General features: G+C 37.4%; 22 protein-coding genes. All 22 read right to left on the reverse strand.

Features of this window, described 5'->3' with window-relative positions:
• Nucleotides 1–1,092 carry a glycosyltransferase family 4 protein gene (locus JXQ92_RS08205; RefSeq protein WP_421986115.1) on the reverse strand — a complete coding sequence of 364 codons (1,092 nt, stop codon included), beginning with the start codon at nt 1,090–1,092 and terminating at the stop codon, nt 1–3.
• On the reverse strand, nt 1,070–2,053 hold the full coding sequence (locus tag JXQ92_RS08210; protein WP_421986116.1) for a glycosyltransferase family 2 protein: 984 nt from the start codon (nt 2,051–2,053) through the stop codon (nt 1,070–1,072). Before JXQ92_RS08210 ends, JXQ92_RS08205 begins: the two co-directional genes overlap by 23 nt.
• A gap of 28 nt (nt 2,054–2,081) precedes the next feature.
• Complete coding sequence (locus JXQ92_RS08215) at nt 2,082–3,200, reverse strand: glycosyltransferase (protein ID WP_421986117.1); 1,119 nt, start codon at nt 3,198–3,200, stop codon at nt 2,082–2,084.
• 5 nt (nt 3,201–3,205) lie between these two features.
• Entirely contained in the window at nt 3,206–3,904 is a 699-nt protein-coding gene (locus tag JXQ92_RS08220) for a class I SAM-dependent methyltransferase (RefSeq protein WP_421986118.1), read from the reverse strand.
• Nucleotide 3,905: 1 nt separating this feature from the next.
• Nucleotides 3,906–4,847, reverse strand: coding sequence for a glycosyltransferase (locus JXQ92_RS08225; protein ID WP_421986119.1), 942 nt, complete (start codon nt 4,845–4,847; stop codon nt 3,906–3,908).
• Nucleotides 4,848–4,895: 48 nt separating this feature from the next.
• A complete protein-coding gene (locus JXQ92_RS08230; RefSeq protein ID WP_421986120.1) occupies nt 4,896–5,690 on the reverse strand; it encodes a 6-hydroxymethylpterin diphosphokinase MptE-like protein in 795 nt (264 codons plus the stop codon).
• 197 nt (nt 5,691–5,887) lie between these two features.
• Nucleotides 5,888–6,523 carry a cyclase family protein gene (locus JXQ92_RS08235; protein WP_421986121.1) on the reverse strand — a complete coding sequence of 212 codons (636 nt, stop codon included), beginning with the start codon at nt 6,521–6,523 and terminating at the stop codon, nt 5,888–5,890.
• A gap of 13 nt (nt 6,524–6,536) precedes the next feature.
• On the reverse strand, nt 6,537–7,889 hold the full coding sequence (locus tag JXQ92_RS08240) for a glycosyltransferase (protein WP_421986122.1): 1,353 nt from the start codon (nt 7,887–7,889) through the stop codon (nt 6,537–6,539).
• A complete protein-coding gene (locus JXQ92_RS08245) occupies nt 7,879–8,718 on the reverse strand; it encodes an NAD-dependent epimerase/dehydratase family protein (protein ID WP_421986123.1) in 840 nt (279 codons plus the stop codon). Before JXQ92_RS08245 ends, JXQ92_RS08240 begins: the two co-directional genes overlap by 11 nt.
• A complete protein-coding gene (locus tag JXQ92_RS08250) occupies nt 8,715–9,584 on the reverse strand; it encodes a class I SAM-dependent methyltransferase (protein ID WP_421986124.1) in 870 nt (289 codons plus the stop codon). Before JXQ92_RS08250 ends, JXQ92_RS08245 begins: the two co-directional genes overlap by 4 nt.
• Nucleotides 9,585–9,699: 115 nt before the next feature.
• Nucleotides 9,700–10,398 (reverse strand): cytidylyltransferase domain-containing protein, encoded by a 699-nt coding sequence (locus tag JXQ92_RS08255; RefSeq protein ID WP_421986125.1) that lies wholly within the window; start codon nt 10,396–10,398, stop codon nt 9,700–9,702.
• A complete protein-coding gene (locus tag JXQ92_RS08260; protein ID WP_421986126.1) occupies nt 10,391–11,437 on the reverse strand; it encodes an Ldh family oxidoreductase in 1,047 nt (348 codons plus the stop codon). Before JXQ92_RS08260 ends, JXQ92_RS08255 begins: the two co-directional genes overlap by 8 nt.
• Nucleotides 11,437–12,723: a polysaccharide ABC transporter ATP-binding protein gene (locus JXQ92_RS08265; protein ID WP_421986127.1), complete on the reverse strand. Its 1,287-nt coding sequence runs from the start codon at nt 12,721–12,723 to the stop codon at nt 11,437–11,439. The genes JXQ92_RS08260 and JXQ92_RS08265 overlap by 1 nt, the downstream gene beginning before the upstream one ends.
• Before the next feature lie 27 nt (nt 12,724–12,750).
• Nucleotides 12,751–13,599: an ABC transporter permease gene (locus tag JXQ92_RS08270; protein ID WP_421986128.1), complete on the reverse strand. Its 849-nt coding sequence runs from the start codon at nt 13,597–13,599 to the stop codon at nt 12,751–12,753.
• Between the two features lie 50 nt (nt 13,600–13,649).
• Entirely contained in the window at nt 13,650–15,338 is a 1,689-nt protein-coding gene (locus JXQ92_RS08275) for a DUF6044 family protein (protein WP_421986129.1), read from the reverse strand.
• Complete coding sequence (gene rffA / locus JXQ92_RS08280; RefSeq protein WP_421986130.1) at nt 15,328–16,476, reverse strand: dTDP-4-amino-4,6-dideoxygalactose transaminase; 1,149 nt, start codon at nt 16,474–16,476, stop codon at nt 15,328–15,330. The genes JXQ92_RS08275 and rffA overlap by 11 nt, the downstream gene beginning before the upstream one ends.
• Nucleotides 16,464–17,369 carry a hypothetical protein gene (locus JXQ92_RS08285; RefSeq protein WP_421986131.1) on the reverse strand — a complete coding sequence of 302 codons (906 nt, stop codon included), beginning with the start codon at nt 17,367–17,369 and terminating at the stop codon, nt 16,464–16,466. Before JXQ92_RS08285 ends, rffA begins: the two co-directional genes overlap by 13 nt.
• A gap of 4 nt (nt 17,370–17,373) precedes the next feature.
• Nucleotides 17,374–18,036 (reverse strand): acetyltransferase, encoded by a 663-nt coding sequence (locus JXQ92_RS08290; protein ID WP_421986132.1) that lies wholly within the window; start codon nt 18,034–18,036, stop codon nt 17,374–17,376.
• Nucleotides 18,037–18,236: 200 nt separating this feature from the next.
• Nucleotides 18,237–19,181: a glycosyltransferase family 2 protein gene (locus tag JXQ92_RS08295; protein ID WP_421986133.1), complete on the reverse strand. Its 945-nt coding sequence runs from the start codon at nt 19,179–19,181 to the stop codon at nt 18,237–18,239.
• Nucleotides 19,178–19,870: a WbqC family protein gene (locus JXQ92_RS08300; RefSeq protein WP_421986134.1), complete on the reverse strand. Its 693-nt coding sequence runs from the start codon at nt 19,868–19,870 to the stop codon at nt 19,178–19,180. The genes JXQ92_RS08295 and JXQ92_RS08300 overlap by 4 nt, the downstream gene beginning before the upstream one ends.
• Nucleotides 19,870–20,181: an EamA family transporter gene (locus JXQ92_RS08305; protein ID WP_421986135.1), complete on the reverse strand. Its 312-nt coding sequence runs from the start codon at nt 20,179–20,181 to the stop codon at nt 19,870–19,872. Before JXQ92_RS08305 ends, JXQ92_RS08300 begins: the two co-directional genes overlap by 1 nt.
• 53 nt (nt 20,182–20,234) lie before the next feature.
• Complete coding sequence (locus JXQ92_RS08310; protein WP_421986136.1) at nt 20,235–22,667, reverse strand: GumC family protein; 2,433 nt, start codon at nt 22,665–22,667, stop codon at nt 20,235–20,237.

Raw genomic sequence — 22,667 nt, forward strand, 5'->3', positions numbered from 1 at the left:
TTAGCTAAGCCTGCTTTGATAGATAGCGTTAATTTCATCAGCATACAATGAGACTACATATTCTGCGCTATATTTATTGGCTAATTTAATAGCACCGTCTGAAGTAACACTCAATTTTAAAGAGTCATCCAGCATGGATTTTATTACACTTTTCATTTCTTCAAGAGTCCGACAGACAAAACCGTTTTTACCTGTATCGATCCACTCTTCAGCTCCATAATCATGGTACACTAATGACGGTATGCCTGCCGCCGCACATTCAATAATACCTTTAGGGAAACCCTCTGACCTAGATGGTAAAACATGGAAGTCAATGTTACCCATTAATGACTTAAGTTCATCGTGATTAAGAAGACCGTGATATACAATATTCATTATCTTCTTGATCTCTAACTCTTTGAATAAGTGATCTTCTCCACCCTTGCCTACGATATGAAAGTTTAACTCTGGAAAATCTTTTGCTAATTCCACAAAATCACGCACTCTCTTTCTTTTCATTGCGTTACCTATAAAAAGCAAGTCTTTGAGCTTCTTTTTAACTGTTCTGATTTCAGAGAAACTTGTAGTATCAATTGGTGGTGGTAGAATTTTATCTTCCGTTTTCAGACCTACACTACTCAAGTTATAGGATTTCATAAAACTCGTTATTGAGTAAGACCTACTAGAGAAAGAATAATTCTCCAATACCCGTTTTCGTGTACCTAATACAGATAATGCTGTTGATAAAGATTCCTCATCGATTATATTCTCTACGGTCTTAAATGATTTCCTTTTAAACAAGCGTACTAAAAATCGTTGCAATTCATAATTATTCCCCCTAGGTAAATAGGCTACATCTGCTTTATAAATTCCCCAGAGGTAGCCCAAAGTTTGAAATAGTCTCACAGGCTTCTTGCAATGAAATACTTTTACTCCTGGTATTTTAACTTCACCAAGGTTACCATGATTTAATGAAAGGGTTAGCACATCAAACTGCTTTTTATTCAAGCATTCGGCGAGTACTCTACAATTTAAATTCTGGGCGTTAGTTTGATTGATATATGCTCCCAGAAACACTTTTATTTTATGACTATAGCCAGTTTTGCTCACCATAGTATTTCATGAATCGATAGGGGATAAACTGAAGGAAAGTCAAATGTCGCTTTCTCAAGGTATTTTGTAGTTTCAAGTAAGAGAGAATTAGCTTGGGCCGAGCAACGTAACGGTGAACTCCAGCATTCTTAAAGATTGATAGAAATTTCCTAAAGTTTTTCTGATCCAATTCCACCGCTGAAACCTCTAAAAAAGAATACCAAGGTGCCTTGAGATTCTCAATATAGTCGTGTTTTCCTTTAGCCTTCAGAAGCCGTTCTATTTTTTCAAAAAGCCTTAGAAGGCACTCTATTCTGATAGGACTTCGATTTGAACTAGAAATTCTTGCCGTTGGTGTTCTATCGATAAAAACATCTGGTTCACTTTTAGGATTTTTATCATAGTTCGTGTTGGCTAATAAAATCCTAATATGAAACTCCCAGTCTTGCCAACTACAAGCATTTTCATCCCATTCAAAATCTTTTACAAAATCTCGTTTAAAAAAGGACGAAGAAGTCTGCCAACCTCGAGCTAATAGGAAACTTTTCAGGTCATCTTTTAAGTTAAGATCATTCCAAACTTTTGTGGTTCCATCTTTAAAAACACTAAGAACATTCCAGATTGAATAATCCAGATGACTGTTTTTTTCCATGTATCTCACTCGTCGTTCGAGACAGTAGGGTTCCAAAGTATCATCCGAATCTAGATACATCAGGTAGTCACCTTTTGCCATTCCCATGCCAATATTCCTACATGTAGGTGCACCTTTTGGAAGTCTATCTCTAGACTTTATTATGATCCTATCATCTTTAGATGCATAACCTTTAATAACATTGACTGTATCATCCGTGGAACCGTCATCAACAATAATTAACTCCCACGCATCATAAGATTGATTCAAAACACTTTTAATGGTTTTAGGCAACAAATGCTCTCTATTAAAAGCTGGAACTACTATAGAAACTGTCCTATGTATTGACAAGAGAAGTATTATTTAAAAGCACTCGAGCTTATTTTAAAGCATTTAGGCAGTTCACTATCACAGTATCAAGGGTTGAGATATGCCTTTGCATGCTAAAATTTAAGGTAATATGTCTTTTACCCTCTGCTCCCATCTTTTTTGCCAAATTCAAATCTGACAACATTTTAATCATGGCCTCTGCCATTCCCATTACGTCGTGTTCCTCGACGAGAATGCCCGTTTTATCATTAATTATCACATCAGGAATACCCGCATGGATTGTCGATATCACAGGTAAACCTGCGGAAGAGGCCTCTAGAACGGCGAGAGGAGTACCTTCTTTATCACCATCTAGTGCTGTAATACTGTGCTGTACAAAGGCAGTCGATTTACTTAATAAATCTATGTAATCACTTGGAGTGATAACACCCTTAAATTCAATATTCTCTGAAATACCAAGGTAACCTGCTAAATTAACGCAGGTATTTTTCAAATGTCCATCTCCCGCAAGAATCAACTTAGACTCTGGATTCGCTTTTACTACCTCTTTAAAGGCCAGTAGTAAGTAATAAGGAGCTTTCTTATCGACAAATCTTCCAATCCCAACTAACCAAGGCTCAGAGAATTGAGGATTAACCAACTGAAAAGTATCATTCGGGCCGTAAGTATTAAGGACTATTTTTTCTATTGGGCAACCTAAACCTAACAGTTGACCCTTCATTTCCTCCGATACAACAATAATTTTGGTTGCAAATAAAAAAAGACCTTTATATGAGTTGTATTTTCTAATTACGTCAAATTTAGAAGCGTCATAACCATGAAAATGTACAATCAAAGGTAATCTTAATGACTTACAAACCTCCAATACCTCACATGCTGTTGGGCCATATTCCGCCAATACAGCTTGCACTTTTTCTTTCTTGAATGAGTCGTGCAAGCTGTACTCAATCCCTAATTTGAACTTCTTAGAAAAATATGTTCTAAACTTATTTATAATCCTTTTTTTGGAGCTTACGAGAGAATAACCTTTATCAAGGAACTTTGGAATTAAACCTCCATAGTAATAGAGAACCTCAGCGTTAAGATTGTTTTTGTGCGCCTGAATAAATGTCTCGCTATAAGCGTTTTTGGATGGGCTTAATATTGCAAGTTTTAGCTTCCGTTCCATAATTATCAAACCGTACAATTACCGTATAAACTAGGAACCATAGTAGTTTCCTTGAAAGACTCAGGAGGTGCATCTAATTTTAGAAGAAGTTTGTAAAGAGGTAAACTGACGACTTTTAAAACCCTTCTTATATTTACGGACATGTCAGACCTGATTAACCACAACCCTAGCATTTGTGCCATGGAGGCATGCCAACCTCCAGTTGCTCTAATATCCACCGAGTTAAAGCCAGCTTCATGCATTAACCTTTCAAGGGCAAAAGGTGTATATCGATACTCGTCATAAGGCACTTCATGAAGATTCCAAATGAATGGCACAGTAAAAAACAGTTTGCCACCTGGTTTTAAGACCCTTACTATTTCTTTTAAAACGATCGTAGGGTCGGGACAGTGCTCAAGTACTTCAGTCGCCATGACCGAATCAAAGGAATTATCCTCAAAAGGCATGACTCTGCCGTCCCATGTGAAATCCGGCTTGACTCTTTCATCATAAACTATAGCTCCATCAATATCAAGCCCTGTATAATTTTCGACTTTACTATTATCTAAAATAAAAGTCTTGTAAGGCATTTTACCACATCCAACATCTAAAAATTCACCTGAAAAATCATCAACAGAGGCATTCAACGCCTTAAAAATTGCATTTCTAATGAAAAACTTATCCATTGTATTCATGGAAAGTTTAATGTTTATAAAATCGCTCATTTCAAAAGTTAGCAGTAAACCTTATCTGTTTTTTTACAAACCGTACAAATCGTTTAAAAGAGGAAGGTTGGGGGATAGCATTGACCGAGTATTTATCAAAGAGTGACTCATCCAAACCATTTGCTAGAAGTCGTTCATTATACTTATCAAAATGAGGTCGCAGCATTGAATCATTTCCATTGATGATTCCTCTAATAGTACTTCCAGTAAAGTGAATAAATACAAGTGGATATTCTTTATTAATCAGTAGCTCATTTTCAACAAACGTTCGTTCACACTCTAGCAGGTTCCAATTGGCAACATTACAACCACGATGTTTGATAATATGAACGTCTTCAAAGAAAACAGGTAATAAATTCAAATGTGTTTGGTCATCAAATTGACCTTTACAAGGAGACTTTTCGCAAATGTAATCACAAGCCTTGGCCCACCAAATCATTGCCTCTTTGCCTCCTTTGTTAGCAGCTACAAATCCACCATTGAACAAACCGGCATTAAATTGCAAAAAAAAGTTACTCGAATCTTTTACTGGGTCACTCGACCGAAAATGTGGAGACAACAGAATATTATGTTTGTCTAACAGTTTAAAAAGGAAATCATGGTCATTAAAAAAGTGCACATCACAATCGACATAAATAACCTTTTCGTACTCATCTAATAAATAACCTATTAAAACAGGCTTCATAGACCATCGAAAGGCATCATGATATGATTCATAATATTTATCATGAATACTTTGGCCGACTGCATTTTTAATCAGGTCTTCATAACTTATTAAAGTCATTAGTCTTAGATGAGTCTCTTTCTTCAATAATGTGCTAGGCGAATCTGAAACCAGTACATACAAATTTATATCAGAACAATATTCTGTTAAACACTCCAATAAAGCATTGGCATAAGGCAAGTAATCTGAGGTAATAATAGTTGCAAAGCACTTATTCATTAATGATGTTTTTAAGAAAAAGGGTAATAAATAATTAGGATAAGATATCTATATATCTAGATCTTCAATATCCATCTTACGAAAGACACTCAATCCAGAATCTAAATTTAGGTTCACTATTTCTTTCCCCTCAGCATTAAAGACTTCATTGGCTAAAGAATAAGCTCTTTCCATGATATCTAGCTTTGGAACTCCTATTCTATCTCCTATCTTCCAATAATCCTTATCGAAATGGCATTGCTGAACTAAGTGATAGTTTTCCTTTGTAACCTCTAATCTCCCAGGAGGAAATAACTCACAAAGCTTGCCATAATTATGGTCTAGCCCTAACAAATAGACTTTTTCAAAACCTAAGTGATAAGCCCACTGAATCATTATATAGGTTACCGTAGATCCCAAATGAGCGACAGCTGCAAAATCCCGAGAGAATTGAGGGAATGAGTTAGAATAAAAGTAGTATTCACGATTTCTAGATCTGGGTGAATGAAAGAAAATCCAATCTGATGGTTTCTTTATTGCATAAGAATTATACAATGCTGTCATTTTGATGGTATCCTTTACTTGTTCTAACTCACTAGCTCTTATTTCGAATTGAGATGTATCTTCAATTATTAAGTAATTTGTTCTGAACCCAAGCCTGTCAAAACTCTTATATACGCCATTACAACCAATACTAATTTCATCTTTCAAAAAACTCAGATCGTAATTATTTAGACTTGGTCCATTTGCCACTAAAAAGCATCTTGATTTATCAGAATACTTATTTTTCATTTTAGCCAGTTTCCATTGATCTCCTCCAACCAAGCTCATTTTGGGCTTTATACCCCTGAAAGATAAACTCATTTGTTCAAAAAAATTTAAATGAGCTCGTCTATACCTATAATAGAATAGTAACTGCCTGAATTTATTGAATTTCCTATTATTCGTATTCCAAACTATCATTGCATTTTATTTATCAAAAGCTACTATACAGATTCAGTAAACAATTGCTGATAATTGGATATCAGTAATTCACTTATCGTAAACAAGTACCGTTAAACCTAACTTCTTAATAGAACAGCTCGAACAGGGGCACCTTCAAGCCCAGTCAATCTAAGTGGCAAACATATTAAATCATACCATCCTTTTTCAACACCATCAAGTTTCAAGCATTCAACTATAATAATACCTTTTTCTAACAAAACTTGATGAACTTCAGGACCGTGAGAGTATTTTTGAATGGACAAGTAATCAATGCCAACTAACTTGATGTTATTTTGAATCAACCAATTAGCCGCACTTTGATCTAAGGCACAAAAGTCTTCGTCAAAACTCTTGACTTTATTGTTCCAAAGTGCTTGATTATCTGTTTTTATCAATAGCCTTGTGCAATCATCATGGATGTCAACTGACTCCAAATGACTAGCGCTTATAACATTAGTGTTAAAAATTTCAATAACGTAGGCAGGGCCAATTAACTCATTGATGTCAATATTGGATACATCACTACCATTTTCTATAAAATGTAACGGAGAGTCTAAATGAGTCCCATAGTGACAACCAAGTTTTATGCTTGAAACATTAGCGATATCCTTTGGTATTGTTTTGTGCTTTTTGCTTTCAAAACCAATTCCACCAGGCCACAAAGGAAGGTCTTCAGTCAATTCAAAGGTAATATCAATAAATTTATTTGACATTTTTAGCGGTATTCTAGATATGAATCTTTCGAAATAAAGATATTTGATCCTTTGATTTAATTTCGATTTTAGCTTGTTCAGAGCTAATTTCAAATATCCCTAGCTGGCCTCCAGTTCTTCCAAATTTCCTAAAAGTAGATACGTGCGCTACACATCCTAAACTTGGTAACCCTACATGAATTGGTTCACGTTCACTTTTTGTGAGATGATAATCATCTAGCCTCTTAAAGTGTTCCTCTTCCTTAATCCAGGTAGGTCGTAATTCCGGAAAACCAGCAATGACCGTATCCATGCCAGTATCGAGCAGATATTCTATAAGGTTGTCAAACAGCCTTGTAGGCCTGAAAGGATAGGTGATTTCCACTGGAAGAACCAAATCGGCAAAGTAGCCCTCTCCTTCGAGACAATCGAGTGTGTATTTCACTACTTGGTCTGCTCGTACTCCTTCTTTTGAAAGATTGTCTGGTCTTATCAAGACATCAACCCCTAAGTCAGACAGAATCTGGTGTAACCCTTCACTATCTACTGAGAACATAAACCTATCTATGTACTGAGACTCATTCAAGCTATTTATCGTTTTTACAAGCAGCTCTTTAGTTGCTCCCAAGCTCTGGTAGGTTTCGTTTTTTAGAGGAATAATTGAAACTATCTCCAGCTCATTAGGGTCCAACGCCTTAGCGGTCAGCACATCGGGGTCAAGTTGCAACTCTTCCAGTATCCTTACAACATTGCTGTACCTGCTTTTGATGTTGTTCTGATGAATGCCATGGTAATGGTAAACCGGAGCATCCGGATCATAAATCAACACTTTCCCCTGCGAAATCATCTCTTTACCCCAAACGCGATCTTCAATATTGGTGACTTTCCCATCAAAAGGGGTTTCCTCCCAAATAGACCTTCTGATCATGCTATTGGCATTGTGAAAAAAGGTATCACGGTACTGGATTTTCTTATCTAAACCAAAGGTGATGAGCAAATCCCGCTTGTCTGTAGGGCTTGTGTATTTCATGGGCACTTGCCTACCATAAACACCGGCCACTTTTTCATCTTCAAAGTTCGAAATTAACTGCGATATCCAGTTTTCGCTTAGTGGTAAACAATGCGCTGAGAGAATGGCAATGAAATCTCCTGTCGACGCTTGTATTCCTTTGTTAATGGCGTCTCCAGGTAAATACTTATCGATAGATACCAACTTAAGGTCCGGAATCACATGCAAGGCTTTCTCTACCGTGCGGTCTTCACTTTTATTATCAACAAGGATAACCTCATAGTTCTTATGGATTTGACTCTGAATGATTTTCAGACATTGGCCAATCCATTTCTCCTCGTTTTTGGTTCTTATTATTATTGAAACCTTATCTCCCATCGCTTAAGCAATCTTCTAATTTAATCTCATCGGCAGAATCCATAGGTTCATAACCGAGTTTTTTTTTTGCATTATCTAGCTCAAACCAGCTGTGCTCATTTTGACTCACACCATAAAAACAGAGGTATTTCTCTGGGCCATCGTACTCAATACACTTTTGGGCCAGCTGTAGAAAATCTCTTCTCGATTGCCAAATGGCCTTCAGTCTGTTGTATTGTTTTACATACTCAGGGCTCCATCGCTCCCACTTCTTTTTGCGCACTCCATGCTCAGCATACGCAAAAGGGTGATTTTCTATCTCAGACCTGACTGAACCTACTCTGAGTGAGATGAACTTTGGCCCTCCATTATGTGCCATGTATTTGCCATACATTTCTCCAAACACCTTACTTACTCCGTAGAATGAGTCAGGGAAGAAATCTTTGTCTGTTACTTTATTCTTGCCACCGGCAGTATAAATATCAGGCGCATTCAAGAGCTCTTCCATACCTATAGCATGGTTGGAACTGAGAAAGACGATTTTGCTTAGACCCTTCTCCCAGGCCAGGTCAAACAGCAGTTTGGTAGCCGTGAAGTTGTTATCCATGATTTTAGTATCTATCTCCTCTCCTCTGGTTTGCGAATCGCTGATGCCCGCTGCGTGAATCACTATATCGGCTTCATCTAGCAGTCTACTCAGTGTTGTTTTATCAGAGACACTACCTTGGACAAAAGCCTCTCCGGCCAGAGAATAATGCCTTTCTGTTATATCCAGAAAGACCTTCTCATAAGGCAAATCGACAAGTGTGGTCCCAATGATGCCATTTCCACCTGTGATCAGTACTCTCACTTTTGGGCAATTATCAGTAAATGTGAGCCCACTCCCATTCGCTCTAGGTTGGACCTGAAACCTTTCTCCAAAAATTCATCTAAATGGCTCCCTGATCTGCCCGTAGGCTTTTCATCACGTGCCCAGGCTACCAGATTATTTACATCGTATTTATGTACGGAGGTAGACTTGACTATTGTAAAACCCGCCTCTTCGAGCAGGTTGTTCAAAACTTGCTTTTTAAAAAACCACAGGTGCGAGAGGTGATAGAAAAACTTGTGGTAGCCGTCTACAAAAGACTTAGTATAGTCATCGAAATTGGGAACTCCTATAATAAAGAGTCCGGAATCATTCAGACGTGAATAGATATCTTTAAGAAATGGCTTAGGCTTTTCGATATGCTCCAGAGTATCAAAACTCACCACTAAATCGAAGTAAGTGCTAGGGATTTGATCTAACTGATCATAAAAGCTGTGGCCATTTTCAAGAATGTAGTCTTTGAAATGAGCAGAAAGATCGAAACCATGCGTTTCAGAACTCACCCTGGCAAGAACATTGAGAAAGAGCCCCATGCCGCAACCGTAGTCCAGCACCTTTTTATTCACAAAGGGTTCTATGCCTATAGACTCAAGCCATATGAGTTGTTCAGGGTACCATTTCTTGATCAACTCCTCAAATTCTTCCGCTCCTTTGTGCTTGGTCCAATAGGTAGGTTGGATGTAATGTTGCTCATTCTGCTCAGGGAATGGGTCCATCCAAACTGCTCCGCAGTCCTGACATTCCATTACATTATAACCCATAACGTATTTTGAGCCAACACCAGAACTTCTGAATGGGCCAGAATAAATCACCTTTACATTACTTGATCCACAAAGTTTACATTTCATATTTTCCTCAATTATAACCCATATTGAATATGGTTATTCTCATTATCTCGGATAAGACAAATTTGGACGAAAGCCATCGTCAAGTACCAGTTCAGGAGCAATCATTGAATATCAATTATTTCAATCTTCTGGAATGAATGAGCTTCGCTATTTCCAGGTCATCGAGCCCGTCAATGTCTATGGACTCGAGCTTTGACATTTCTACAGAACCGATTTTACCACCTAACCTACATTTGGTGGACATCAACAAGTCTTTACGGAAAGCATATACAGCTTTATTTTCAGCCCATTGGTTCCAATCTTCTTTTTGCCTGGGGCCTCTGGTTTCAGGGTTGTAATTGGTAGGTTCTACTTCATCGCCCTTTAATCTCCAGAGATAGGTGCTGTCTTCATAAACTGACAGTACGGAGTCATACGCTTCATTCTGCACCATGCTGATGGCCTTATGCAGGGCATCTACATTGCGCAGAGGCGCTGTTGGGTACATTAGTACGATAATGTCATATTCCTCACCATTTTTTTCCAGCTCTCCTACGATCCAGTAGAGCATTCGGTCTACTTCCTGGATCGAATTGTCATGATGAAATTCATTGGGCCTGCTCATCACATCAGCACCATATTGCATTGCTACTTGCCTGATTTCCTTATCCTCTGAATTGACCAGCACCCGATCAATCAAGGCACACTCATGGGCCTGGTTAATGGTATAAGACAACAAGGGAGCACCATTAAAATCAATGATATTCTTTCTTGGAATGCCTTTGGAACCTCCTCGGGCAGGAATGATGGCCAAAACTCTAGACTCTTTATTCATCTCTTAGTAGCTCTACATTTAAACTTGTGGCAAGCTCATTAAATGACTCCAAGACATTGTCTGGTGTGGGGACACCCTCCTCAACTCTCTTTTCTGACATCAACTTCTCAGGGTCGCCAGGTGCATAAATAGGCACGTTCTCATTGGCCCTTGGTTCACTCCTCAGGTCTTTGATCATATTTTGAAGCCTACTTTTAAAAGAATCAACTTTCTCAAATGAGTCAATTCTGATGGCTCCGAAGAAATGCCCCAAGTACCTTTTTTCGCTGAATGGATCTTCGAACATGTTCGAGATGTTCTTTCCATAAGGCATATTGGTAAGCAGACTACAGAAAATATCTACCATCATAGAAAGGCCGAAACCTTTATAATCTCCTATGGGCAAAAGCTGTGTGGTCAAATGAGGATCCTGTGTCATTTCCCCCTCGTCATCGGCGCCTATGTACGGCGGCAGTTGCGTCCCTGATTCTCTGTGCTGCCTCACCTTGTTAAAAGAGAAAGGAGTCGGGGCACTATCATAGCACATGGGTGATTCGTCACTCAAGGGGGCCGCAAAGCATATGGGATTGGTACCAAAGAAAGCCCTTACGCCATTCGCAGATTTCATCTTGGGTGTGGCATGGGTCATGGCAATGCCTATCATGTCTTTTTTGGCAGCCTCAAGCGCAAAGTAAGAGAGTGCCCCACAGTGGCTTGAATTAGTACAGCTTACGAAGCCAATGCCGTTTTCATCAGCCAAATCGATGGCATGGTTCATGGCATTGATACCCGCATCGTGCCCTTGTGCATGGTCAGCATCAAACTGAGCAGCAGCTGGAAAGAGCTGTTTTAATTGGTAGTTGGGGTTCAAATTGAGTCTGCCCCCTTGAAAGCCTTTGATGTAGTGTGGCAACAGTCTCACACCGTGTGAATCTACCCCTCTTAATGAGGCATGAACCAGTCCTGTCGCTATATTCTTGGCATAAGACTCGCCGACACCTACCTTTTGCAAAGATCGATTCAGGAAGTCTAATAGAGCAGTATGTTTTATGTTTTTCATTATTCTATTTTAGACCATTGCGAAGGTATATAGATGAGGCTCTCACCCTTGTGTGGCAATGCACCTGATTTCGAAACCAAATTATCCACTATGGTGAATGAAAAGGCATTGTCAATGGCATCACCGGGGTCTTTTTCATCGTTGAGAAAGACAGAAACAAAGTACTCACCAGGCAATAGAGCCATTGTACTGACCTCACATTTTATATCATAATTATTAAAGTCACTCGTGAATTCATACAAATCAGAGTACTTATTGGATATGGTAGCGATCCGTTGTCCACCGGTATTTTCAATTGTAATCTTCAGGAACTTCTTTTCAAGCACCACGCCACCCAGTAGTTTGATTCTAAACTCAATGCTGTTGCCAATTTTGATCTGGTTCGTTAACTGACCTTGCGAGTGGGTTGAGATGCTATGAAAAAAGACCGGGCGACCGGCCCTTCTGTTCATATGATCTTCCAAGTACACATTGGCATCGTCAAGAGAATTGCGCGAGTCTGATAGGTAAAAATCTACAGCTGAGTTAGAATCAGATTGATAGGCTACCTGGCCATTCTTCAATACCAAACCTCGATTGCAAAGCTGTCTTACAGCAAGCATATTGTGACTTACAAAGAGAACAGTTCTCCCCTCTCCTTTGCTCACCTCTTGCATTTTCCCAATTGCCTTTTTCTGGAATTCAGCATCTCCAACCGCTAATACTTCGTCTACAATCAAAACCTCTGGTTCCAAGAATGCAGCAACGGCAAAAGCGAGTCTAACCTTCATTCCTGATGAATAACGCTTAACGGGAGTATCAACGTAACGTGCACAACCCGAAAACTCAACGATCTCATCAAGTTTTCCAGTTATCTCTTGTTTTTTCATGCCTAAGACAGCACCGTTCAAAAAGATATTTTCTCTCCCTGTCAATTCAGGGTGAAAACCAGTGCCAACTTCCAAAAGTGCCCCTATTCTGCCCTTGGCCATAACACGGCCAGTAGTAGGACCAGTTACTTTCGAAAGAATTTTAAGTAGAGTACTTTTTCCAGCACCATTTTTACCAATAATACCTAAAACCTCTCCCTGTTTTACTTCAAAGTTGATGTCTTTTAAAGACCATACATAATCTGAATTGCCAGCTTGTGACCTATCGTTGGTTTCACCAATTTTTAGAAAAGGATCTTCCTTACCTCTAATATTTGCCCACCATCGATTAAGATCATGACTTATTGTACCAGTACCTACAGTGCCCAAACGGTACTGTTTGGATAGATTTTCTACTCTAATTGATACATCCGACATTACTATTGATTTGTCATTTTGAGCTTATTAAACTGTATCCATGAAGTTCTTCTCTGTACGGTTAAATATAACCAAACCTATGATAAAAATTAGTATCCCAAAAGCCGCCGAATACCCTAACTGCCCATAGTCAATACTTCCCGCGCCGAGAAACATGTATCTAAATGTTTCAATGACAGATGACATAGGATTCGCCATTATAAATATCTTATACTTTTCCGGAATAGACGATAACGGGTAAATTACTGGGGTTCCGTACATCAGTAACTGCACCCCAAAAGTAATTAAGAATTTAAGATCTCTATACTTTGTTGTCAAAGCTGATAGTATAAACCCAAATCCTAAGCCTAATAACATCATAATAAAAACGAGCAATGGAAATAGATAAAGTTCATTCTGAATACTTAACTCAAAACCCTCAGCAAGGATAAAATAGGCATATACAGCAAAAAACAGCAGCAATTGAATACCATAGGTCACAAGGTTGGTTATAGTTACCGAAATTGGCATTATAGCTCTTGGGAAGTAAACCTTTCCAAATATCTGCGCATTTTTAGTGAAGGTTTCCGAAGTCTTTGTTAGTGAATCCGAAAAATATCGCCAAGATGTAACACCTGCCAAATAGAAGAGCATTTTCGGCAATCCATCCGTAGATAAACCGGCGACATTTCCGAAAATCAATACGTACGTAAGCGTTGTCAATATGGGCTGTACAAAATACCATATGGGGCCTAGAATAGTTTGTTTGTATTGAGCCACCAAATCCCTTCTTACAAATAAGAAAAGTAAGTCTTTATATTGCCTCAACTCCTTAATTTTCAAGTCGAAAAGAGCAGATTTCGGCTCAATAATCGTATCCCAGGTTTCCTCCTTCAATGCTTTAAATTTTTCTTACAACACGTTCTTCAAACATATACCTGTTTAGTTTATGTTCCGCTATCATTCGCTATTTCATAGATGAAAATCTGATCATCACTACTTTTTATGATTTCACTTAAAGACAGGGTCGTACTTTTGATTTTTACGGCGCTCAAAATAAAGTCAATACCATGCTTTTTCATGGCCGAGTAATCGTATAAACCATTAAAAGATTTAGTCTTATTCAGCTTAGTAAAGTCTCTACCTATATCGGCATTGTAAAAATAGCATCTACTCCCCCAATTGTTGAAATATGCTTTAAGACTTTGGTCTTTTTCTATTTCCTCACCTATGATAGAAGCCATAGCCTTCTTACTTTCAAGACTATAACTAGCCAAATAACCATCCGCCGAACGAATTTTGTTATAAACGGACACTGCTGGATGAAAACCGAGAGACACTACCCTCGAATAATCATTATCATCAAGATATTCTCTTATTTCACTAAATAAGGAACGACTGTAGAATTCATTAAATGAAATACTTGGTACTTTCATTCCTAACGCCGAACGGATTGACCCGTTCCAATTAGTATCGTTAATTAGGTTAAAGGCTAATATTACACTTACAATTAGCATTCCCACTATTCTTAACTTTTTTAATCTCCCCAAGTATGGTAATAATACCATGAATAGCATGCAGGTTGTAAATGGGATTAATACATAGAAACGGTCTAATTGAAGCGACCCTAGAATAGGAATTTCTGAAATAAAACGGTTTACATAACCATTACTGAAAACAAGCACTAATAATAAAACGGCGATGTGAAGCCTTGAAGTTTTAATGACATCTTTAGAAAAGTAGTCTCTTTTGAATAAGACATATAATAAACCCACTAAACTTAAAATGCTTAATAAAGGAAATATAGTTCCGGCATGCCATTGACCGAAAAAAACAAATCCAATAAATGCATTAATATTTAAACCACTTTGACCTGTTATGAAGTCTGTACGATGTGAAACAAAATTTGAAAATAGTATACTATCGAATAGACGGTAATTCACTATTAGATAAATCACAACCATTGTGAAAAAATTAATCAAATGGTGCTTGGTTTGTCCTTTACTAATTAACGCTTTTCGGTAGACAATCAGGCCAAACAAGTAAAGGAACCCTACAAATAGACCAGCAAATATCAATGATGAAAATAATGTATACAAAGTAGTCAACAGTAAAGCAGGGCCTAACTTGCCTTCATCTATAAATATTACTGACAAGAAAATTAAAGGTATCCCTGCTGAAGATAATCCGGCATGGATCCAAAAAGGTATCAAACCAAACAGCAAGCCACCGATAACAGCATAAATAGACACTTCATTTTTAAGTGAACTGTTTCTCTGAAGAAAATTCTTCAATACTAAGTACATGCCTGAGAACGCAATCAAATGTACTATTGTGAAAACAACAATCCAGCCCCATAAAGGACCTAGAAAATAGCTAATCCAAATCAAAGGATCGAATTCGGAACCATATACATGCCTTGGTTGAATACCTACCATTCCCTCTACTAATGCTTCATTAGACCAAAAATGGGCTCCTTGTTCATTAATCACCTTTGCCCAAACCACATTTGAATCGAGGTTATCAATAGGATTCATATAACTATCACCACCTTTTAGCCAATAAATGCCACAATAGATTAACATGATGGTTACACCTATAATCAATGGCCATTTACTCTTGAAATTATTGGTCATCGATAACCGTATCTATTAAAACTTTTACAACTCTTTCTACTTCCTCAAAAGATAACTCATAATAGAATGGGAGTCTTAAAAGACCATCAGAGTACTTTCTGCAATTCGGTAGCAATCGGCCATCGTGCTTATCCATATAATAGGAGCTTTCGTGTAAGCCTTGATAATGGAACACTGCACTTATGTTATTTTCCTCAAATTTATGTATAGCCCTAGACCGCAATGAGGTATCATCAAAGACTAAATAAAACATATGCGCATTATTTGTAGCATAGCTTGGTGCAATAGGAAACGACAGCGTATGTAATACCTCTGATTGAGATACCAATTGATTATACTTTTTCCAAATAGAGGTTCTTCTTTTCTGAATATCTTCCAAGTTTTCAAGTTGGGCATACAGAAAAGCAGAAACTAATTCGCTAGGTAAAAATGAGCTGCCAATGTCGACCCAGCCATATTTATCAACTTCTCCTCTAAAAAAAGCATTTCTATTAGTGCCCTTTTCCCAAATAATCTCCGATCGTTCGACAAACCGTTCATCGTTAATGACTAGCATTCCACCCTCTCCGGAAATAATATTCTTTGTTTCATGAAAAGAAAAAGTAGAAAGATGCCCTATACCACCTAGAGGCTGATCCTTATAATAACTATCAATGGCCTGTGCAGCATCTTCGACAACAAAAACGTTGTTTTTATTAGCAAGTTCCATCACTATATCCATATCAACTGCCACACCAGCATAGTGGACCACCACAATAGCCTTTGTTCTTGAATTGATGAGTTCTTCAATGGCATGTTCATCTATTCCAGGATGATCTTCTCTAGAATCAATGAATACAAGCTTGGCTCCCCTTAGGGCAAAGGCGTTAGCGGTAGAAACGAAAGTATACGAAGGCAAGATAACTTCATCTCCAGGTTGGATTTCTAAGAGTAATGCACACATCTCAAGCGCATCGGTACAAGAAGTAGTTAACAGACACTTTCTAAAACCATAGTTTTCTTCGAAAAACTGCTGACATCTATTTGTGAATAAACCGTTACCAGAAATCTTTCCTGATGCCACGGCTTCTTCAATATAAGCCGTTTCTTTACCAGAAAGATACGGTTTGTTAAAAGCAATAGGATTCATCCTTCCCATATCGCTAATCCAATACCCGTTTTACCATGTGCATTGCCATTGTATAACATATAGCGTTTGTTGTCATGTTCAAATACGAAAGGGTAACAGATCATCTCTGAGTCCCAGCCTGATTTAGATACAGTTATTCCAGCTTTTTCAAGATCTAATGACCAATTGACACTGTCATGACTATGGGCATAGCCAATCCGATAAAGTGTCCCATCACCGCTGCGATATGAAAACCACATATGGTAACCTTTTTTATCTTTTATGACAGTAGGACGAGAGAATGCCTGTGCTTTACCAATTTCATAAGGAATGGCCAAACCGTGTCGAACCCAATTAACTGCATCTTTTGATGTAGCATAATTGATTACATGAACCATCTCACCATTTGGAGAATCCCACGAGATAGTCGATCCATACCACATTTTATAGAGAGATCCTTCTTTTAAAATCCATGGGTACGAAAGAGAAACATGATCATGTGTATCATCATTTGTTAGAAAAGGAGTAGGTTCTGGTCCACCAGAAACCAAGTCTTTATTTAAGCTAACTTTTGCAATGTCACCTCTCCAATGATCCTCTCCTCTAATTTGCCAAGCCATACAGAGAAGACTTATTTCTTCCTCATTAACCAATAGACAACCATTACTCAAGCCGTGGGAATAATATCCATTGCTATCACCAAATGGAGCAACAAGTGTAGTTTCGTCGTCCTCTTGCTTCATCTTCTTCAAGTCAAAATCAAAAAAGAAAATAGACGACTTATTATTTATATTTCTCCCATTATAGTAAACCCTGAAAACATCCTCTTGCAACCAGAGTGCTGTTGGGTTGGATGCGTGTGAACATAGATACTCACCCTTAGGAACTGGTGAAAAAATCTTACCTAATTTTATCCAAGCCACCTAATTAAATTTTAATATCCCAACTTTTCTTTTCCATTTTAAAAGGCTTGGGAGGAAGCAGGATATCACCTTCACTAGTATTAGAATTCACCGTAACACCAGCCCCTATTAGGGTAAATGGTGCTATCTCGATATCGTCCCTGAAGGTAGAGTTTACTCCTAAGAATGAATGATGTCTAATTTTAGTAAAACCACTTATCACAACATGTGAGGTTATATAGCAGTGATCCTCGATCTGCACATCATGACCTATGTGATTACCAGACCATAGTACATTATTCGAACCGATTTTAACGAAGGGCTGGATTGTATTATCCTCCAAGATTAAGTTATTATCTCCAATCTTTTCGTCAGTCAAAAAACTACATTTCGATGAAATATAATTTGGCAAATGATATCCCATAGCCTTAACCTGATCATAAAGTTTCTCTCGCACTTTGTTCATTTGCGTATAACCAACCGCGACAAATGCATCATATTCTTCAGGAGGAAATCGGCTTTCCAAATCTTCTAAAGGGACCACTTCTAAACCACAGAATTCTGAAGACTGAATATACTCACGCTCCACAGAAAATGCTTCTACTGTATATGCGCTGTCACGAGTAAAAAAGTAATGTACTAAGTTAGCGTTACTTGTGTTTCCAATGATTATGATTCTTTTATCCATCTCTTCTCATGTCTTTTTATGGATTGTTTAACAGACTTAGGTATGCTTGTATTGTCACTTAATGTAGTCGAGATAAACCCCTCTTATTTATTCCGTATTGTTAAACAATCAGTCAATCATTACTGGAAGGCCAGTTCAGAATTGTTCTTTGGCAAGAGTATCAAATTACTAATGTTCAAGCTGTTATGGGTTAGGCTAAATCAATGTGGTCTGATTGGGTCATTAATCTTTTGATCTATAATAAAGATTGGCCTGTTTCTTACTTGCTCAGCTATACTTCCAATGTAAAGAGCGCTAATACCGACACATAACATTATCAGACCACTCATAAATAAAACCACTACAATAGTACTTGCCCAACCTGGAGCAGATGTAAAAAATAGTGCTTGAACGATAACATAAATACCAAAAAGCCCGGATAGAAAAGATATTGTTGCTCCGACCGAAACAGTCAACCTAAGCAAGCGGTTACTTTGATAAACTATTCCAACCAAAGCATGTGTTAATAACTTGTAAAGGTTATATGAACTATTGCCTTTAAATCTCTGATTATGCTGGATAACGATTTCAGAAGATTGAAACCCAAGAAACCTCAATACTAATAGATAGTGTCTTCTGTAGTCTCCCACACCTAAAAACGCGTTGGCTACTTTTCTCGATATTAAGCTATACGACCCAATATTCTCATTATAACTCATATGTTGCTGATCAGAAACCAGCCAATTGAAAACTTTATTGAAAAGGTATGAACCTAAGTTTTTCGACTTGCCGTGGTTACGGTATTCCTTTACTGTATAAACAATATCAAAGCCTTTCTCAGCCTGTTCTACCAAATCTTTTATGTATTTGGGGTCATCCTGTAAATCACAATCCATTACGATAATATATTCACCAGAAGCATTATCAATACCACATGTAATTGCAGCATGCTGACCGAAATTTCTACTTAATTTAATCCCTTTTACTTTTGGATTTTTCTCGCACTCTCGTTGTATTTCATGCCAACTCAAATCTGGACTACAATCTTCAACTAGAAGGATCTCATAATCGTAACCAAGCTCACTACAAACTGAATTTATTCGTTTTACAAGTTCTTCAATGATACCTTCTGCCTTAAATACAGGACTTACAATTGATAGCTTCACTTGATTGACTTCATATAGTTTTTACAATCAGGACCTAGATTAAAAATCATATCTAAGATTGAGACCCCATGCTCAAAATCGCCATGAAGCTGTTTATACTCTGGGTAACCTGAATAATCAAAATAATGAACGTTAATAGATTGCTTTTTAAAAAAATCTTCTTGCATGTAGGCTTTCGCGGCACTTCCAGTATAGTAGTCAGTTCCATTCAGTTCTTGACATATGGCAACTAGCCTTTCAGTTTTGTCGTCAACCAGATTAAAGTCTCTGGAAAACAAAAATTTGGCCTTGACTCCAAGAAACTCACCTATACCCTTTAAGAACACCATATTAACATCAGTGATGGTATCACAATGAAAAGCTTCTCTATACCATTCATTAACTAGAATCTTATAATCTTCAAAGTATGGTGCTTTTGAATAATTATGTACCAGACTTTTCCAATGTTTTTCCACCCAATTTTTATCAGCAATTTTAGTTTCATTTATTTTTTGGAAAAATTTGCCTTTTACATCAACCGGGACTGTTAACCATTGCAAACCATTGATGGTTTTGATTTTATTCCTATTCCTCCAATCTCTGCGAGTATATTGCATTTCATCAAAAACGACAAAGTAATCTGCAATACTAATAGAGTCAAAATATCCTTTCCATGGAATATAATTTGACTGGGTAATGACAACTTTCATTAGAACTTGAAGGTAATAAAGACACCTAGACCTATTAAAAATAGACCTAGCAACTTACCATGGGTATAACTCTCTCCAAAAAGCCAGATACTCAAGAAAAACACTAAGGCCGGCGCTAAACTCATGGCTGGGTATGCCTTCGACAATTCCAGTTTCTGAAGAGCCAGCATCCAACATAATGAAGCGGCAAACGCAGAGACAAAAGCGGACAAAACATAAACATCCGAAAACATCTGTATAAGGTAATCGACCATTCCCCTCAAGCCATTTGTATTGACTTTCGGTAGCTTGTTAATCCTATATTTAATCATTAATTGACCGTATAGGGTCAGAATCAATGTTAAAAGTATGTATAAATATGAACTCACTTTTTAGGTAATAACTTTTTCCACCAAGATTCTTTGTTAGCTCTTTCCACTTCATCTTCGTAATAACCTCCACCATAATTACCATAACCATAGCCGTAGCCGTAGCCATAGCCATAGCCATAACCATAACCATAGCCGTAACCATAGCCATTATTTACCTTAAAGTCGTTCAATAATAGTGTAGAATTTTTTACCAACCCTTTACTAGTAATGTCATTAAGGAATGGAAATACCTGCTTGACGGTATAATTCTGTCGCACAACAAATATATTGATGTCAGCTAGTTGAGTAAGGTTAAACGTATCAGCTACAATACCCACAGGTGGTGTATCTATCACAACATATTCATACTCTTTTTTTAGTTTAACTATTAAATTCTTGAGCTGGTCAGAAATTAATAATTCAGCCGGATTAGGAGGTACAGGACCAGCTGCAATAAGATCGAGGTTCTCATAAGGAGTTGCCTGAATAATTTGGTCGCTTCCAACAAAACCTGCCAAATAATTTGACACTCCATAATCGTTGCTTAAATCGAAATCTCCAAAAAGTTTTGGCTTTCTTAAATCTAAGCCGATTAAGACAGTTTTCTTACCTGAAACCGCCAACATAGACGCTATATTTAGAGAACAAAATGATTTACCTTCTCCAGAGGCGTTCGATGTAACCAATATTGTTTTAATCTCTTTATCTCTTCCAAAAAAAGCTAAATTGGAACGAATGGACCTGAAAGACTCGGACATTACCGATTTTGGATGTTCTAAAACGGCTAAATTACCTTCGTATTTATTATGGCCGATCATACCTATAATTGGTATTTGAGTTAGTTTTTCAATTTGCTTCCTAAATTCTATTTTATCGTTTAGTATTTCACGTAAAAAGAAGAACGCTAGAGGAATCGCTAAACCAAAACCAGCTCCAACGATGTAATTAAACTGTTTCCTTGGAAAAACAGCTTTAACATCAGAAACAGCTATGTCAACAACTTGAGAATTTGCAGAATTACCTGACTTCGCAATACCAACTTCAGCACGTTTCTGCTGAAGAAATTGGAACATAGATACATATACGTTATAAATTCGTTGTATATCACTCAATTTTCGCTGTTTCTCAGGGTAATTTTCAAACTCTTTTTCTGCCCGATCTATATCAGCATTAACAGTAACAAGTTCCTCTTGTAAATTAGTTATTTGTAGCTCAGCCGAGTTTCTAATAAGATCCACCAAACCTTTTATTTCTGCATCTTTCTGCCTAACAAGATTGTTTTTTGATCCTAAGCTCTCCAAAAGCTTCTCTTTCTCAACTAACAAATTTTGAAAGCGATCTATAAATGCCCCTATCGAATTATCGTCATTGATTGTAATAGGAATGAATGCTTTTTGATATTGACTCGTATCATTAAGAAAGTCCAAATTTTGTTGTAATGAACTGATGGAGGCCAGCGCAATTGCTCTTTGCCCCTCTAAACTAGTTAACTTGTTTAAAACACTATTTCCTAATTCATCCAAACGCAAAGTGCGCTCTTCAACCTTTACGTAATCTAATTGACCCTCGTAAATCGCTAAAGTATCGTCAAGAACTCTTAGTTCTCGATCTATATATTTAATTGTCTTATCTGCTAAGTCATTCTTCCTTCTTAACTCCTGTCCGCTATAGACATTCATTATTTGATTGATAAATTTCGCGCCTTTTTTTGGTTCCGAATGATTCAATGATAAAACAGCAATTGTAGTATAGTCTCCTAGCGCTCTTACCCTTAGTTTACTATTCCATTGATCTACCAAATCTTCCTTCCGTCTAAAGCGGAAAGTGTAAGACTTGCCATCAAGATTATTGGAACGATCAAAAAATACAGTGAGAGAATAGTTTCCCTCTTCTACAAGCGTATTAGGTGGGTATAATTCGCTTTCTGCATGATTTTCATCATCGTCAAAAGTTAAACGAAATTGATTATTCTCATAAAAACTGATTAAAAAGAATTTATCATAAACTCGAGTAAACCCATCACTAGGAATTACCTTAAATGGCAAAGTATTATACTCCTCAATAGACTTAATTCTACCCTTTGTAAAATATTCAATATCAAAGTCTAAAGAATCAATAGCCGCTTTTGTGATTGCTTCACTCCTTAAGACCTGGAGTTCATTTAGAAAATTTGGAGAAAAACCATTTCCTATAAAATCATTAAAAAAACTTGTGGCAATCTCAGGGTTCGTTTCTGGGATCATGATCGATCCTCTCAAAGTAAACCTTTCCGTTGTATATCTGTGATAAACGAATACAACCAATAATCCGATTAGTAAAGAAACAATTATGACTGGCCAATTGCGGATTACTTTAATAAGTATCAAAACAGGGTCAATCTGTTGTGATGATCCAGCATTTGATCTCTGATCTACATTATCGTCAAAAATGTCGAATTCGTTAGCCAT

The organism is Roseivirga sp., from assembly GCF_049099775.1.
Taxonomy (GTDB): domain Bacteria; phylum Bacteroidota; class Bacteroidia; order Cytophagales; family Cyclobacteriaceae; genus Roseivirga.